The sequence below is a fragment of the Candidatus Palauibacter sp. genome (assembly GCF_965237495.1).
In the GTDB taxonomy this organism is placed as follows: domain Bacteria; phylum Gemmatimonadota; class Gemmatimonadetes; order Palauibacterales; family Palauibacteraceae; genus Palauibacter.
Genome location: NZ_OZ250143.1, coordinates 556,333 through 571,956, shown reverse-complemented (window position 1 = coordinate 571,956; position 15,624 = coordinate 556,333). Strand labels below are relative to the sequence as shown.

Genomic DNA, 15,624 nt, shown 5'->3' with positions numbered 1-15,624 from the left:
ACGAACGGTCGGCGGCTTCAGCGGACAGCGATCGAGGAGGAACGGAGATGATCCATCGAATTCGGGTCGCCGCGCGGGCGGCGGCGGGACTGGTGATCCTGGCGAGCATCGTCGGCTCCGCGGAAGCGGCGGCCCAGGACCACATGGCGGCCAGCGATGTTCTCACCATCGAGGAATGGACGGTCCCCTACCCCGAGAGCCGTCCGCGCGACCCGTTCGTCGGACCGGACGGGCGCGTCTGGTTCGTGGGACAGGCCGCCCACTACGCCGCGGTGCTGGATCCGGCCAGCGGCGAGTTCAAGCGCTACGACATGGACGACGGCACGGGACCGCACAACCTGATCGTCGACGACGACGGGATGGTCTACTACGCCGGCAACCGGGCGAACCACATCGGGATCATCGACCCGGCCACGGGCGAGATCGACAAGATCATGATGCCCGACGAGCGGGCGCGGGATCCGCACACGCTGATCTGGGACGACAACGGCGACATCTGGTTCTCTGTACAGCAGGGGAACCTGATCGGCTTCCTCGACAGGGATTCGAGGGAAGTGCGCCTGGTGGAGGCGCCCGAGGTCGAGACGCGCCGCGGGATGGGCTCGAGCCGCCCGTACGGGGTCAAGCTGGACTCCGAGAACCGGCCCTGGATCGCCCACTTCAACACGAACCTGATCGGCATGGTGGAGCCGTCCTCGTTCGAGCTCATCGGCTACGACCTGCCGGAGGGCGCGCGGCCGCGCCGGCTCGTGATCGACTCGCAGGACCGGATCTGGTACGTCGACTACAGCCGCGGGAAGATCGGTCTGGTGGTCGAGGCGGGCGGATTCCAGCGGGAGTACGACCTGCCGGCGGGTGAGGAGTCTCGGCCCTACGGGATGGCGATCGACAAGTACGACGTGGTGTGGCTGGTCGAGACGGGGATCCAGCCGAACCGGTTCGTGGGCTTCGACACGGACACGGAGGAGTTCGTGGGCATGCTCGACGTGCCGAGCGGGGGAGGCACGATCCGGCACATGTACTACGATTCGGCCACGGACTCGATCTGGTTCGGGGCCGACGTGAATACGGTCGGGCGGGCGGTGGTGTCGCCGCGCTCGCGCTGATGCGTGGGGTGTGTCCCTTGCGGCGGGCGCCGCGGGGCGCGCCGTGAGGACGATCGCTTCATCCCCGGGGCCCGCGGCCACTCTGTGCGCCGCGGGCCTCTTCGCGATGGCGACGGCTGCTGCGGGCCCCGCCGCGAACCCGGGGCCGGGGCCGCACGTCGAGGCACACACCGAGGCACACATCGAGGGGCCGCCCCCGGGACACACCGGCGGCTTCGGGGAGCCGACCTGCGCCGCCTGTCACATCGGCGCGCCCCTCAACGAGCCGGGCTCCACGCTGCAGGTGCTCGGCCTCGGGGACGGCTACCGTCCGGGCCAGCGCCATCCCGTGACGATCCGCCTCGAGAGCTTCGACATGCGCTCGGCCGGCTTCCAGGCGTCGTTCCGCTTCGATGACGGGCAGCGCCGCGGTACCGGGGCCGGCGAGATCCGGACGCTCGACGACAGGGTCACCGTGGTGCGGGCGGAGGACGCCGACACGGAATACGTCCAGCACACGCGGGCCGGGACAAGACCGGTCGACGACGTCGCGGAATGGACGTTCGAGTGGCGCGCCCCCGAGACGGAGACGCCCATCGTGCTGCACGTGGCCGCGAACTCGGGGAGCGGCGACGACTCCCCGCTCGACGACCTCGTCTACACCGGGTCATTCAGGCTGACCCCTGCAATTCCCGAACCGGCAAAGGGGCGCGGGGCGCATTAGGTTGGTGATGTGGATCGTGCTCCGGCCACGGTCGGGTGTTTGTGTTGTTCCCCTGGAAACAAGGCAACGGAGGAGGCCCAGACACCGAATGGGCGGCCACGACACCGGTTATCTCCGGCTTCAAGTCGAGAACTTCGGGCCTATCGCGAAGGGCGATGTGGAGTTGCGTCCGCTGACGGTCTTCGTTGGCCCGAGCGGCTCGGGCAAATCCTATCTGGCACGGCTCGTCTACGCCCTTCATCAGTACTTTTGGCGGCGTCTGGCGTTTCGCCGGAGCCGCCGGCCGGCAACGGCGGCATTTTATGAACTGGCACGCGAGACCCCTGAACTTGTCGATTTGGTGGAGTGGCTTGAGGAACACTTGGCCGACGACGAGGGAGATGGCGAGATCCCTTGCCCTGAAGAGGTGGCGGTTCTCGCGCGAGAAGCGCTCAAGGTGTCGGACACGGGCCACGCGCTCGCTCATGAGTTGCAGCGGATCTTCGGCTCTGAAACGCTCGTTGGCCTAGTTCGCAAGGCTAGGAGCCTGCGCCGTAGAAGCCGATGGTGCGGCGCGTGCCGGATGGTTATGGTGATGCCGGGCTGTGACCGGTTCACGTTCGGCGCGGGGAGGTGGCGATGGGGACGAGGTCCCTACCGTACGATCCGGAGAGGATGAGGACGAGGTTCCGGCCGTACGATCCGGACCAGCAGCTGCTGCTGCCGCAGGATCTTCGGGAGTGGGTACCGGCGGGGCACTTGGCGCATCATGTGAGCGATCTGGTGGACGCGGCGGACCTGTCGCCGTTCTACGCGCGGTACGAAGGGGATGGGCGGCGGCGGAGCCCGTACGATCCTCGGATGATGGTGAAGGTGCTGGTGTACGGGTACGCGACGGGGGTGTTCTCGTCGAGGAAGCTGGCGCGGCGTCTGGAGGAGGACGTGGCGCTCAGGATGCTGGCGGCGGGGAACTTTCCGGCGCACCGGACGTTGTGCGAGTTCCGGAAGAAGAACCTGAAGGCGTTCGGGGCGTTGTTCGCGGAGGTGGTGCGCCTGGCACGGGAACTGGGGCTGGCGGGGCTGGGCCGGGTGGCGGTGGACGGGACGAAGGTTCGCGCGAACGCGAGCAAGCGGAAGGCGATGAGCTATGGGCGGATGGGGCCGGAAGAGGCCCGCCTGGAGGCGGAGATCGCGGATCTTCTGGCGGCGGCCGAGGCGATCGACGCGGAGGAGGACGAGCGCCACGGGGAGGACGTTCGGGGCGACGAGTTGCCCGAGGAGTTGAAGCGCCGGGAGGACCGTCTGGCGGCGATCCGGGCGGCGAAGGCTCGCCTGGAGGCGGAGGCCCGGGAGCGGGACGACGCGCGGGGCCGGAAGCCGGAGTGGGACCGCAACCCGAAGGGGGGGCCGCCGTACAAGCATGCGTACGGGGAGCCGGAGGCGAAGGATCAGACGAACTTCACGGATCCGGAGAGCCGGATCATGCGGACGAGCACGGAAGGCTACCAGCAGTGCTACAACGCGCAGGCGGTGGTGGACGGGGAGAGCCAACTGGTGGTGGGGACGGCGGTGACGGACAACGCGAGCGACCAGGGGCAGTTGGTGGAACGGGTGGACGAGGTGTCCGGGCGGTGCGGGGAGACGCCCGGCCAGGTGCTGGCCGACGCGGGCTACTGTAACGAGGAGGATCTGGCGGCTCTGGAGGCGCGGGGGATCGACGGCTACGTAGCGCTGGGCCGGGAGGGCAAGGGGGCCGGCAAGCCCGACCCGGAGAAGCAGCCGGCGAGGGCGCGCATGGCGAAGAAGCTGGCGGCTCCGGAGGGCCGGGCGGTGTACGCCAAGCGCAAGTGGATCGCGGAGGCGCCCATGGGCTGGGTCAAGGAGGCGATGGGGTTCCGGAGGTTCAGCCTCCGGGGCTTGGAGAAGGTGCGCGGCGAGTGGGACCTCGTGTGCCTGGCGCTCAACATGAGGCGCCTCCACGTCCTTCAGGCAGCGTGAGGGGCCGAAAATCCGTGTCAAGCGTCCCCCGGGGCACAAAAAGAGGTCCGCGGCCCCGCCCGAACGCCGCCCGCCGGGCCGTCTCCCCGCCTACAACGCGTTCCCGTCCGGAAAACGACCGACACTTCGGCTCGCGAGACCCCGCGGGCGGCATCCGATGGCTTCCGCCGCGCTCCTGCGGCGCAGGCTCCTAGCTCCGAAGCTGCGATTGCGCTGAGTCATAGCCCCCCCGGGACCCCGCGGGACCCGCCACAGTTTCGCTATGGTTTCAAGATTGTGCACGATAAGCCTTTCTGGGAGCTGTCGGTTCAAGAGGATGCACCGATTCGGCTCGAGCGGGGCGGACCCTATTGGCTCCGTGCGCGACGACCCGGTTTCTTTTGGCGGCGTGCACCTGAACAGTCGATCGACCGTAGTCCCATCAATCCCAGAGCTCTGGAGCTCGTGCTCGCCGATTTGGCCCAGCCCGGTACGGTGGGACCCATCTCCCGGCCGGCGAACTATTTGCCTGTACTTCGTTCTGTGGGAGTCGAAGTTCAGCAAGCGATCATCAATTTGCTGCTTGAGAGGGCGACACGCGGACCGAGAGAGCGCCTGACCGCTCCCATGTCCGGTGTCCTGAGTGACTATGTCAGAGATATGTTTGTTGATTTGACAGCCGAACCCTCGGGCTGGGAGAACGGAGACGCTCTCGCGCATCATGTAGAGCAGGCCGTCCTTCGCGGATCGGTCCGCGTGGAGGATGGAGATGCCGGCCCCCCATCGGTCCACTATCGACCTGTCAGATGGGAGGAAGATCTTCCCCTAACACGGACGGCGTCGATGGTGACGGAGATTATACCGCTCGTGCTATATCTCCGTCATAAGGCCAGGCCCGGCTCCACACTGATTATCGAGGAACCGGAAGCCCATATGCACCCCGCAATGCAGGTCCAGCTCACGACCGAACTCGCGCGGATCGTGGCGGCCGGCATCCGCGTAATTGTCACGGTCCACAGCGACTGGATCCTTTCCGCGTTGGCCAACATCTGTCGCATGTCGGATCTGTCCGACGACCAGCGAAGCGATCTCGAAGCTGGAGATATCTCGCTTCCCGCCAGCCAAGTAGGAGTCTGGGAGTTCTTGCCCAGCGAGACGGGCGGAACCGAGACGCGAGAACTCCGGCTCGATTCCGACAACGGGATGTACGATGCCGGCTATCCGGCGGTCGCGGAGACCCTGTACGACGATTGGGCGACGATCGACAGCCGGTTGCAGGGGGATTGAGGGCTGTCAGACTGGATACGAGCCGTGCGCGAGCGCCTGCCCCTCCCCTGCCGGGTCACATCCTGCAGCGACCAGCAGTGTACCTTGCAGCTGCCCGGGAACAATGAGGATACGGGTGACAGCCGTGTTCGGTTGCGTCCGATTCTGGGACACGGAGAAATCCTGCACCCGCTGGTGCGGCGAACGTTAACCAAGGCTCACTACAAAGTGACGTTGCCCGGCACGCGCGAAGTAGTCCGCACTTTGTTATGTGGCGGCGACATAGGAGGGCGTCTCAGGTAGTCCCGGACACGGTCACCGCCCCCCCCTGGTGGCCCGCGCTCTCACAACCCGGCCGGTCGCACGCTGAAGTTGTTGTTGCGCCACATGCGCATCGCGCCGTCCGGCATCTCCTCGAAGATGAACGCCTCGCCCAGGTCGCCGTTGTCCCGTACGCGGCGGAAGGTGTCGCCCTCGATGCGGCGGAGTCGCTCCATCGCGTCGAGCGGGTTGCCGGACGGGAGCGACAGCACGTGCAGGTCGCCGTCCCACACGAGGACGGCGCTCTCGCCGCCCAGCGGACGCTGGTAGGCGCCGGTGTAGCGCTGTAATGCCCCGTCGGCGGCCTTGCCCGCCTCGCCCTTCGCCGCGCGCCGAAGCGCCGGGGCCACGATGTCGAACGCCGTCTGGGCGAAGCTGCGGGCGTTCACCCCCGACCCGTTCGTCATGAACGTCGTAGCGATCCGGTCCCGCGGGCGCAGCAGGAGTTGGCTCCGATAGCCGGGGCACGAGCCCCCGTGGCCCACGAAGGTGTCGCCGTCGGACTTCCACACGGAGAAGCCGAGCCCGTAGGTGGTCTCCCCGTCCGGCTCGAGCCAGTGCACGCGGTGCATCTCGCGCAGCGTGTTGCGGTCGAGTAGCGAGTCGTCGCCGTCGAGGACGCGGAACTGCCATGAGGCGAAGCGCCCCAGGTCTTCCACGGTCGAGATGAACCCGGCGGCCGGGCTGATGCCGCGCACCCGGTAGTCGGGCACGAGCCCGCGCTTCCCGTCGCGCCCCCGCGCCGTGTACCCACTCGCCAGGCGGTTCCCACGGAAGCGATCGTCGAGATCCGTGAACGTGCTCGACATCCCGAGCGGGTCGAGGATGTTCGCGCGCACGTAGTCGTCGAACGAGTGTCCCGACGCGGCGACGACGATCTCCCCCGCCAGGGTGAGCGCGAGGTTCGAGTACTGGAAGTAGGTCCGGGGCGGGTAGAGCATCGCCTGTGACGGAAGCCGATCGACGATCTCCTCGTGCGTCGGGAAGGGATACTCGGGGCCGGTCCAATACGGGGCCGCGGCCTCGCGCGGCAGACCCGAAGAATGAGTGAGGAGACCTTCGATCGTGACGGGTCCCGCCTCGGGGAAGCCGTCCTTGATCGTGAACCAGTCCAGGTGCTTCGCCACCGGATCGTCCAGCCTCACCTTCCCCTGGTCCCGCAGCTGCAGGACGCCGACCGAGGTGAAGAGCTTCGAGATCGAGCAGATCGAATACATCGTCGACGGGGTGGCCGGCTCCTTCCGCTCCACATGCGCGTAGCCGTACCCCTTCGCCCACACCAGCTCCTGGTCGTGCACGACGGCGAGGGAGGCGCCGGGGATCCCTTCATACGCCTGCGCGGCGTCCATCCACACGTCGAGCAGGTGCAGGGCCTCGCCGACCCCGGGATCCTGCGCGGCCTTCTCCTGGGCTGCGGCCCGCACGCCGTCGGCTCCGGGAACGCCGGTCAGTAGAGGCAGGAAGAACAGGAAGACGAGCGCCGCCGCGGCGGCCCGGAAGTAGATCGAAGGTCGGGTCATCGGGGCATCCTCCGCTCGGGTCGGCACGTTGCGGGACATCTCGGAAGCTATGCCGGAGCCTCTGGAACGGGGAAGGGATCCTCCGCCGCGTTTGGGGCCGCGCTTCCGGCCGCGTCTCAGTCGGGCGGGAGCGCCTTCGGCCTCCAGAAAGCGATCAGGCGGCCCTCTGCCGCGGAACCCAGCGCGGACCAGTCGTCGATGTCCAGTTCCACGGCGGCGAGCGCGGCGGTCGGCATGAAGTCGACCTCACCCGTGAGGTGCATGGCGAGCGCGGAGATGCCCGGGTTGTGCCCGACCACCATCAGGCGCTCCGTCGCTCCCCCCATGTCCTCCACGACGTCGACGTAGGCGTGGGGAGACGCGAGATAGAGGGCGCGGGTGGTCTCGACTTCCACCTCGCTGTCCCACTCGGCGGCCGCGAGTTCCGCGGTCGTGCGCGCGCGCTCGGCGGTCGAACTCACGATGCGCTCGGGCACGAGATCCTGCTCCGCGATCAGCCGTCCCATGCGCGGGGCATCGCGGTTCCCGCGCCGGTTCAGCGGCCGGTCGTGGTCGCGCAGCCCGGCGTCGTCCCACGACGACTTGGCGTGCCGGAGGATGAGGAGCGTCTTCATGGCGTCACCAGGTGGTGGGGATGACGAGCATCGTCCCGATGCCGAGGAGGACCGTCGCGAGCCAGATGAGGAAGGCATACCCGAGTACCTCCCCGAAGCGGCGGCGCGTCACGGCGAGGATCGGGAGCGCCCAGAACGGATGGATGAGGTTGAAGGCCGAGTCCCCGTACGCGTACGCGAGCAGGGTCGTCATGACGGAGACGTCGAGCGCCTCGCCGGCGGGGACGACGTACGGCGCCTCGATCATCCACTTGGAGCCGGCCGAGGGGATGAACAGGCTCATGAGTCCCGAATAGAAGTAGACGACGAGCGGATAGAGCCGGGTCGTGGCGACGGCGGCGAACTGCTCGCCGAGCCAGCCTCCGAGGTTCGTGTTCTGGATGAGGCCGAAGATGCCGGCGTAGAACGGGAACTGCAGGATGATCCCCGACGCGGCGCCCACCCCGTCGCGGCAGGCGCGCAGGAACGAGGTGGGACGGCCGTGCAGCACGAGCGCGAGGACGAGAAACACGGTGTTGTACGCGTTGATCGTCCAGCTCGCCCCGAAGCCCCGCGTGACGATCGAGTACACGAGCGGATAGGCCAACAGGATCGCGGCGAGGAGCGACCAGCCGCGGAAGCGGTCGAGCCGCTCGGCGGGCGTGGTCGCGGCCTCAAGGCGTGGCGTGGGCGCGGGGAGGATTTCGTCGACCTCCGCCTCGGTGAGGGTGACGACGTCGCGGTGGGGGTGGAGCGCCATGGCGGCCACGAGCCCGACGAGCAGCATGACGACGGCGTACCCGAGGTTGAACGGGTTGAAAAGGGTCTCGGTGACGGGATAGAGACGGTCCACGATGGGGGCGCCGGCCCCGGGCTCGAGCAGGGGGTTGCCGGGGGTGGCGAGGATGAGCGGGGCGGAGCTGGAGAGGCCGCTCTGCCACACGGTCCCGATGCCCATGTAGGCCGCGGCGATGACGAGGCGCACGTCGGCGCGCGGGTTGCGCTTGAGGATGAACGGGACGAAGAGCGCGGAACCGACGAGCCCGAACGCCCAGTTGAGATACCCGGCCACCATGGAGAACCCGGCGGCGAGGGCGACGGCCTGGACGGGACGCTCGGGGTTCGGGCAGCGCGCCAGGCGATCGAGCAGCCGGTACATCGGGGGCGACGAGGCGCACGCGTGGGCGGCTACCATGGCGATGGAGAACTGCATCGCGAGTTCGAGCAGCGTCCACACGCCCGCGCCCCAGGCGAGCCCCGCCTCCGGGATCGTGGCGCCCCCTCCCGTGACCGCGAGGATGAGCGCGACCACGGTCAGCGACATGAGGATCACCCACGCGTCCGGCGTCCAGCGCTCCGTGAAGCGGGAGAGCGCCGCGCCGCCGTCCCGCAGCCGGTCCAGCACGCCAACTCTCGACGCGGGGCGGTCGATGGGGCTAATCCTCCGGCGGGGCCGTCTCGGGGGCGACCGGCGCGTCTACGGCGGCCACGTCCGCGGCGGGTTCGGGCGCATCCTCCGCGGGTTCGGGTTGCGAGCCCGCCGAGCCGCCGAACGCCGTCGCGGGCAGGATGTCGCGGAAGGACTCGCCGTACAGCTCCCACACCGTGATGAAGAGCGCCGCCACGATGGGGCCGATGAGCACGCCGGCCATCCCGAACGCGAACAGCCCGCCGAGCGTGCCGAGGAGGATCATGAGGTCGGGCATGCGGGTGTCGCGTCCCACGAGCCAGGGGCGCATGAGGTTGTCGAGCATCCCCACCACGAGGCCGCACCAGAGCAGCAGCCCAATCCCGGCCCCGATCCGGTCGATGGCGAGCAGGTAGATCGCCGCCGGCAGCCACACGAGCCCGGACCCGATGCCGGGCACGATCGACAGCACCGCCATGACCGTGCCCCAGAACGCCGCCGACGGGATCCCCACGACCCAGAAGGCGAGGCCGGCGAGGCTGCCCTGCACGATCCCGATGAGGAAGGTCCCCTTGACCATCGCCCGCGTCACGGAGACGAACCGGTCGAGCATCCGCTTCTCGTCTTCGTCGGACAGGGGGAGGTAATAGAGGACCTTGCGCAGCACGCCGCGTCCGTCCTTGAGGAAGTAGAACATGGCGTACAGCATCACGAAGAGCAGGAAGACGAGCCGCGCGATCTCCTTCGTAATATCGGTGAGCCTCGCGACCACGAAGCCGCCCGCGGTGGCCGCGACCTCGCCCAGCTTCTGGACGAGCTGCTCCCGGTACGGCCGCAGTGACTCGACGAAGGGGACGCGGTCGAGGAGCTCATCGAACCCTCCGGGCTCGGCGAGCCGGGTCTGCATGTCCTCGATCCAGGGGCCCGCCGACTGCGAGACGTGCACCGCCTGGTTCGTGACGATGCCGAGGAAGGTCGCGATCGGACCGAGGAGGATGATGACGAACACACCTAGTGCGGCGGCGGAGGCCAGGCCCTCTCTGCCTCCGAACCACCGGCACAGCGTCCGGTAGGCCGGATAGAGGAGGCCGCTGAGAATCGCCCCCAGGAAGAGCGCCGTCAGGAAGGTCCGGATCGTCTCCAGGAACAGGAGACTGATGCCGACGACGAGCAGGAGCAGGAAGATGGCGCGGAAGCGCGCCGCATCGAGGGGCGGCTTCGCGGCGGGCTCAGTCACATGCGGTATCCGTGACATCGGGCATGTCCGGGATGTCTGCCGCGAGATCGGTGAGGAGACGACTCGTCGCGGTCGCGCGGTGGGTCCAGAAATCGGCCACCTCCGGCGCCGTGCTCCCCGTGCGATCGTGGAGACGCGCCCACTCCCGCGCCTCCCGTGCGAGCCAGCCGAGGGTCGCCCGGGGGCCCTGCGCCAGCATGGACCGGAGGATGTAGGCGCGCTCGCCCACGCGGAGTCCGAGACCCAGGCCGCGCGCCGCCCGCGCGAGGTCGGCGCGGGTGAGGACGAGTCCGCTGCGCGCCGGACTCAGCAGCGCCAAGAGGAAGCGGTCGGCCTCCGCGCTCCGCGGGTCGGGCACGGGGCTCGCCTCGCGGAGGGCGAGCGGCCGCCGCGTGGGCGGACCGAGGAGCGCGGACTCCCGGGAGAGGACCGTCTCGAGCGTGTCGGCCCAGCTCCGGTAGAACGGAGGCGCGATCTGCCGCAGCTTGGTGAGGAAGGGCAGGACCCACGACAGCAGGTGCTCCCACAGGAAGGCGTGCCGCGCGTCGCGCCAGGCCGCGGCGGCCTTCCCGCTCGCTCCGAGTTGGGCCTCGACGAGTCGGGAGTAGCCTCCCAGCAGCGCCCCCAGATGGTCGGGGTCGGCGGGCGGATCGGCCCCGAGCGCGCGCCAGAAGCCGGCCACCCGATCCTGCGCCTCCCCGCCCAGGCGGCCGTCGTCCCCCAGAAAGGCCGAGGCGTAGGGGTAGAGCTGGAACAGAAAGAGGTCGTTGTGCGTCGGTTCGTCCGGCACCGGACCGAGTTCGAGGAGGTGGCCGAGGAGCCGGTTCTCCGAACAGGGAGCGTCGAGCAGGGCGCCGAGCGCGCGGAACAGTTCCATCGCCGGGTCTACGCCTGGTCGGGCAGGTCGTACGCGTCGCGCACGGGGCGGAGGGGGCGGATCAGCCAGTGGGGTCGCCGGGTTCCGTCCGGCGAATGCCGCCGGGCGCCCCGGGTCTTCTTCAGCCAGTTCCGGTACACGTCGTGGGCCTTCGCCGTGTCGACGTGGATGTCGCCGTGACGGTCGCGGCGGGACGCCTTCACGACGCGAACCGCCTGGTGCCAGCAGTGCATCCCGGACACCGGGTCGGGATGGACGGGAAAGGTGAGATTCTGGTGCACCCCCACGTCCGTCCACCAGATGCGCGAGGTGTCCGGGTCGTCGGTCTTGTACGGCCCCGCGCCCCGCTTCCGCGACAGGTTCCAGCCGCCCGCCGAGTCCTCATCCATCGCAACGGTCGCCATGAGTTGCCGCTGGCCGAGGACGCCCTCGCGCTCGCCGCGCCCGGCCCGCCCCGGCTCTTTCGTCCCGGCACCGTCCGCCAGCTTCCAGCGTCCCATGTGGTGGCTGCACGCGACGACGCCCGGCTTGATCCCCTCCGTGACCCACGCCTTGAGGACGAAGTGGCCGATCTCCGTCTCGACCCGCACGAGGTCCCCCGTCCTCACCCCCATCCGCGCCGCGTCCGTGCGGTGGAGCCAGAGCGGGTTCGTGTGCGCGATCTCATCCAGCCACTTGCTGTTGGCCGAACGGGTGTGAATCTGCACCGGGAGCCGGAAGGTGGAGATGAGGCACATCTGGTCCGGCGCCATCTCGGCCGGATGCACGTGGCTCCGGATGTAGGCGGGGACCGCGTACTCGGGCCAGCCCCAGCGCACGAGGGTGGGCGAGTAGAACTCGAGCTTCCCGCTCGGGGTCGGGAAGCCGCGGCGGATGGAGCCATCGGGCACGCGCACGCCCACCGGGCGGCGTCCCTCCGGGTCGTCGTCGGGGACGCCCATCGGCGCCAGATTGACCGCTGCGGGACTCGGGGCGCGCGTATAGATGCGGCCGAACTCGTCTTCCCGAGGGTCCAGGAATTCCTCAGGCAATACCTGTTCCTCGTACAGGGGGCCGATATCGCGCGCCACCTCGAAGGCGCCGAAGCGTCGCATGTACTCCAGTGGCGAGAGCCCCTCGGCCTCCGCCGCCTCCGGGAGACCGGGGACGGAGTGGTCGAATATCCAGCCGTAGTATTCGTCCACGGTGAGCCGCTGGCCGGGGGTTTCCTTCGACTCCACGAACTCGCGAATGCCGCGGCTCCCGTCCGGGTCTATGCGCCACGAGAGTTCGAGCCAGAACTCGTTCTCCTCCCAGACCTCCCCGGGGTTGGTGTGGCGGGTGTCCGCCACCTGCTCGCCGAGACGCTGCCGCGCGGAACGGAGGACGGGCTGCCGGAAGGCGATCCACTGGCCGTCGTGGGTCTCGTAGGAGTGCAGGTCGTGGCGCTCGGGGCCGTGGCCCATGGGGAGGACGTAGTCCGCGAAGTAGGCCGACTCGTTCCAGGTCGGTGTGAGGGCGACGTGGAGACCGACCTTCGTCTCGTCCGTGAGGGCTTCGATCCAGGAGAATCCGTCCGGGTTCGTCCACACCGGGTTGTAGACGCGCGTGAAGTACACGTCGAGCTTCCCCCGGCCCTCCTTGAGGAAATGTGGGAGGAGGAAGGAGACCTCGTACATCGAGAGCGGATACTCCTCGGGCCACGTGAGTTCGTTCCAGTGTTCCGGGTGACGGGGCATCCGGATCGGTTTCGGGATGAACTTGTTCCACGTGCTCGGATAGGTCCCGCCCGGCGTCGCCACGGATCCGGTGAGGGCGTTCAGGAAGAAGAGGGTCCGGGCCACCTGCCAGCCGCCTTCGTTGCCCGAGGCGGCGCTACGCCAGGTGTGGGTGGACAGCCGCGAACCCGCCCGGGCCACGATTTCCGCCACTTCGCGCAGTTGAGCGGCGTCGATCCCCGATTCCTCAGCGGCCCACTCGAAGGTGCAGTCCTCGTAGAGTTCGCGCAGCGCGCTCTCGAACGATTCGAACGTCCGCGGCAGCTCCGGTTTCTCGGCCGCCAGGTACTCCTCCCAGTTGAACCAGCGGCGGACGAATTCCCGGTCCCAGGCCCCTGTCGTGATCAAGTGGTTCGCGATCGCGAGCAGGACGGCCGCCTCGGAGCCGGGCTGCGTGGGGAGCCAGTGGTCGGCGTGCGTGGCGGTGTTCGACAGACGCGTATCGAACACGATGAGGCGCGCGCCCTTCTTGATCCCGTCCATGATGCGCTGGGCGTGGGGGTTGAAGTAGTGGCCGGCCTCGAGATGGGCACTCACCAGGAGGATGACGTCGGCGCGGGCGTGGTCGGGGCTGGGGCGGTCCATGCCGAGCCAGAACTGGTAGCCGGCGCGGGCGCTCGAGGAGCAGATGTTCGTGTGCGAGTTGTGCCCGTCGATGCCCCACGCGGCGAGCAGGCGTTCGGTGAACCCGTCCTCGCCCGGTCGTCCCACGTGGTACATGATCTCGCGATGACGTCCCTCGTCGAGGGCCGTGCGGATGCGGTTCGCGATGTCGGTGAGGGCTTCCTCCCACGAGACCCGCACCCACTTTCCTTCGCCGCGCGCGCCGGCCCGCTTGAGGGGGTAGAGGACACGGTCGGGGTCGACGATCTGGTTCAGCGTGGCCGGGCCCTTGGCGCAGTTCCGGCCCCGGGAGCCGGGGTGCTCGGGGTTCCCCTCGAACTTCCGCACCTGGAGCGTGTCGCGATCGACGTAGGCGAGGAGTCCGCACGCCGACTCGCAGTTGAAGCACGTCGTCGGCACGAGCATGTAGCGCCGCTCGCGCCGCTTCGGCCATGCCTTCGAGTCGAGTTCGACCCAGTCGTCCCACCGTTCGCGGGGCGGGAAGGCGGCGAGGTGCGTGCGGCTGGGACCGGGATAGAAGGTCTCGCCGCGGCGCTCGGTCTCGTGTCGCGCCGCGCTCACCCGCTCGTTGAGTTCGTCGAGTCGGCGCGAGACGCCGTCGGGGCCGGCCCCGTTCGGCCCGGCGCCGGAGCCGTCGGGACCGGGGCCGCGGGAGGTGCTCATGCGAGGGGCACGGACTGGCCGGCCTGAACGTAGGCGTGCTCGTGCGCGAGCAGGCCCGCGAGGGCGGCGATGCCGGCGGCCGGCGCCACCCAGGCGCCGCCGAGGGGGATCACCGTCAGGGCGGCGGCCAGCGCCACGAGCAGGGCGCCGCTCCAGAACCAGGGGGCGTAGCGGCCGCGCACCATGTTCCGGGCGGCGAGGGCGGCGTGGGCCGTCGCGTGCGTGAGCGTAAGTTCGGAGAGCAGGAGCAGGAGGTGCGCGGCGGCGGACAGCCCGACCAGCCGGCCCAGCGCGGCGGACCCGCCGAGCGACGGGACGAGCATCAGGGCCGCGCCGCCGGCCAGCACGGCCTGTACGAGGAAGTGCGGCGGCAGGAGCGGATTCTGCCACAGATCGCGCGCCTTGGCCTGCGCGAAGAGGTAGGCCGTATAGACCGCGGTCATGGCCGCCAGGGGCGCCCCCGCCCACGCCAGCCAGCGGGTCGCCGCCACCCCTCCATCGCCGCCGATCAGCCCCGCCGCGAGGTGCGCGGTGAGGGCCAGCCCGTAGCCCGCGATCACGAACGCCCCCCGGACGAGCCAGCTCTTCATGTGGGGCCGCGTGAAGATCATGAGAAAGCGCTCGGGGTGCTCGAGATCCCAGATCAGGAGCCCGCCCGTGACGGCGAGCGCGAACAGCCCCAGGAGAGGCGTGAGCCTGAGCCATTCCGCGCCCTGCCAGGCGAGGCCGCCGAGCAGGCAAAGGAGCAGCGCCGCGAGGTACACGCCGGCCGAGACCCCCTTGGTGAGCGTGTACAGGCTCACGCGCCAGTCCCAGGGCACGGTGTGCGACACATCGTACGAGAGGATGGCCGCGGCCGAGGAATTGGGACCGTGGCGGCCGTCCGCCTCCATCGGGTACGGCTGGCCCGACCCGATCTCGTGCGGACCACGGGGCTGTTCACTCCACATGTACAATCCGCCGTCCGGCCGCATGGCGGCCAGCGGATCGAGCGTCGCCTGGTGCGCCCCCTTGTAGAACAGCTTCGGGTGCGTCTCCTTCTCGGGCCGCCGGACGCTCACCGGATCGCGTCCCACGTACTGCGACACCTTCGACTCGGGGTCGTCGAGGTCGCCGACGATGATCGCCTCGGTCGGGCACACGGTGACGCAGGCCGGCTCCAGCCCCATGTCGATGCGGTGCGCGCAGAAGTTGCACTTCTCCGCCGAGTGGTCCTCCGGGTTGATGAAGATGGCGTCGTAGGGGCAGGCGGCGATGCAGGCCTTGCAGCCGATGCAGATCGACTTGTCGAAGTCGACGATCCCGTCGGGGCGCCGGAACATGGCCTGCGTGGGGCACGCCGTCGTACACGGCGCATCGTCGCACTGGTTGCAGCGCGTGACCTGGTACGCGCGCCGGGTGGCGGGAAACGTCCCGACGTCGGCGTATTTCACGTACGTGCGCGTGACGCCGAGCGGCACCTCGTTCTCGGACTTGCACGCCGTCGTGCAGGCGTGACAGCCGATACAGCGCGTCTGATCGATGACCTTCGCCCAGCGGACCGGGCCGGCCTCTGTCGGCGTGGACTCTGGCATGCAAGCTCCTGGGTCACAT

General features: G+C 69.2%; 12 protein-coding genes. 5 read left to right on the top strand and 7 right to left on the bottom strand.

All coding sequences use genetic code 11. The features are described 5' to 3' along the window. The first annotated feature begins 47 nt into the window (after nt 1-47). From ACPXY0_RS02330 to ACPXY0_RS02310, 5 genes are all read left to right on the top strand, one after another. Nucleotides 48-1,106, top strand: a complete 1,059-nt coding sequence (locus tag ACPXY0_RS02330) for a virginiamycin B lyase family protein (protein ID WP_423928103.1) — start codon at nt 48-50, stop codon at nt 1,104-1,106. Between the two features lie 10 nt (nt 1,107-1,116). Then, nucleotides 1,117-1,809, top strand: coding sequence for a choice-of-anchor V domain-containing protein (locus tag ACPXY0_RS02325; protein WP_423928101.1), 693 nt, complete (start codon nt 1,117-1,119; stop codon nt 1,807-1,809). 88 nt (nt 1,810-1,897) lie between these two features. Further along, on the top strand, nt 1,898-2,467 hold the full coding sequence (locus tag ACPXY0_RS02320) for a hypothetical protein (RefSeq protein ID WP_423928099.1): 570 nt from the start codon (nt 1,898-1,900) through the stop codon (nt 2,465-2,467). Beyond that, a complete protein-coding gene (locus ACPXY0_RS02315) occupies nt 2,464-3,786 on the top strand; it encodes an IS1182 family transposase (RefSeq protein WP_423925228.1) in 1,323 nt (440 codons plus the stop codon). Before ACPXY0_RS02320 ends, ACPXY0_RS02315 begins: the two co-directional genes overlap by 4 nt. Before the next feature lie 606 nt (nt 3,787-4,392). Further along, the gene (locus tag ACPXY0_RS02310; protein WP_423928097.1) at nt 4,393-5,052 is read left to right on the top strand and encodes an AAA family ATPase; all 660 of its coding nucleotides are present in this window, start codon (nt 4,393-4,395) and stop codon (nt 5,050-5,052) included. A gap of 323 nt (nt 5,053-5,375) precedes the next feature. On the opposite strand, the gene ACPXY0_RS02305 is transcribed toward ACPXY0_RS02310, so the two are convergent. From ACPXY0_RS02305 to ACPXY0_RS02275, 7 genes are all read right to left on the bottom strand, one after another. Continuing rightward, nucleotides 5,376-6,872, bottom strand: coding sequence for a serine hydrolase domain-containing protein (locus ACPXY0_RS02305; protein WP_423928095.1), 1,497 nt, complete (start codon nt 6,870-6,872; stop codon nt 5,376-5,378). 116 nt (nt 6,873-6,988) lie between these two features. After that, complete coding sequence (locus ACPXY0_RS02300; RefSeq protein ID WP_423928093.1) at nt 6,989-7,486, bottom strand: SixA phosphatase family protein; 498 nt, start codon at nt 7,484-7,486, stop codon at nt 6,989-6,991. A 4-nt stretch (nt 7,487-7,490) separates the two neighbouring features. Then, nucleotides 7,491-8,870, bottom strand: coding sequence for a TIGR00366 family protein (locus ACPXY0_RS02295; RefSeq protein ID WP_423928091.1), 1,380 nt, complete (start codon nt 8,868-8,870; stop codon nt 7,491-7,493). 31 nt (nt 8,871-8,901) lie between these two features. After that, a complete protein-coding gene (locus ACPXY0_RS02290; RefSeq protein ID WP_423928089.1) occupies nt 8,902-10,110 on the bottom strand; it encodes an AI-2E family transporter in 1,209 nt (402 codons plus the stop codon). After that, nucleotides 10,103-10,987 carry a TorD/DmsD family molecular chaperone gene (locus tag ACPXY0_RS02285; RefSeq protein WP_423928087.1) on the bottom strand — a complete coding sequence of 295 codons (885 nt, stop codon included), beginning with the start codon at nt 10,985-10,987 and terminating at the stop codon, nt 10,103-10,105. The genes ACPXY0_RS02290 and ACPXY0_RS02285 overlap by 8 nt, the downstream gene beginning before the upstream one ends. Nucleotides 10,988-10,995: 8 nt before the next feature. Continuing rightward, nucleotides 10,996-14,031 carry a molybdopterin-dependent oxidoreductase gene (locus ACPXY0_RS02280; RefSeq protein ID WP_423928085.1) on the bottom strand — a complete coding sequence of 1,012 codons (3,036 nt, stop codon included), beginning with the start codon at nt 14,029-14,031 and terminating at the stop codon, nt 10,996-10,998. After that, on the bottom strand, nt 14,028-15,605 hold the full coding sequence (locus tag ACPXY0_RS02275; RefSeq protein WP_423928083.1) for a 4Fe-4S dicluster domain-containing protein: 1,578 nt from the start codon (nt 15,603-15,605) through the stop codon (nt 14,028-14,030). Before ACPXY0_RS02275 ends, ACPXY0_RS02280 begins: the two co-directional genes overlap by 4 nt. Nucleotides 15,606-15,624 lie beyond the last annotated feature (19 nt).

Excerpts from the sequence above, each read along its gene's own strand:
- ACPXY0_RS02280 (WP_423928085.1), bottom strand. The coding sequence starts at position 14,031 with ATGAGCACCTCCCGCGGCCCCGGTCCCGACGGCTCCGGCGCCGGGCCG.
- ACPXY0_RS02275 (WP_423928083.1), bottom strand. The coding sequence starts at position 15,605 with ATGCCAGAGTCCACGCCGACAGAGGCCGGCCCGGTCCGCTGGGCGAAG.
- ACPXY0_RS02305 (WP_423928095.1), bottom strand. The coding sequence starts at position 6,872 with ATGACCCGACCTTCGATCTACTTCCGGGCCGCCGCGGCGGCGCTCGTC.
- ACPXY0_RS02330 (WP_423928103.1), top strand. The coding sequence starts at position 48 with ATGATCCATCGAATTCGGGTCGCCGCGCGGGCGGCGGCGGGACTGGTG.
- ACPXY0_RS02310 (WP_423928097.1), top strand. The coding sequence starts at position 4,393 with ATGTCCGGTGTCCTGAGTGACTATGTCAGAGATATGTTTGTTGATTTG.
- ACPXY0_RS02300 (WP_423928093.1), bottom strand. The coding sequence starts at position 7,486 with ATGAAGACGCTCCTCATCCTCCGGCACGCCAAGTCGTCGTGGGACGAC.
- ACPXY0_RS02285 (WP_423928087.1), bottom strand. The coding sequence starts at position 10,987 with ATGGAACTGTTCCGCGCGCTCGGCGCCCTGCTCGACGCTCCCTGTTCG.
- ACPXY0_RS02320 (WP_423928099.1), top strand. The coding sequence starts at position 1,898 with ATGGGCGGCCACGACACCGGTTATCTCCGGCTTCAAGTCGAGAACTTC.
- ACPXY0_RS02315 (WP_423925228.1), top strand. The coding sequence starts at position 2,464 with ATGAGGACGAGGTTCCGGCCGTACGATCCGGACCAGCAGCTGCTGCTG.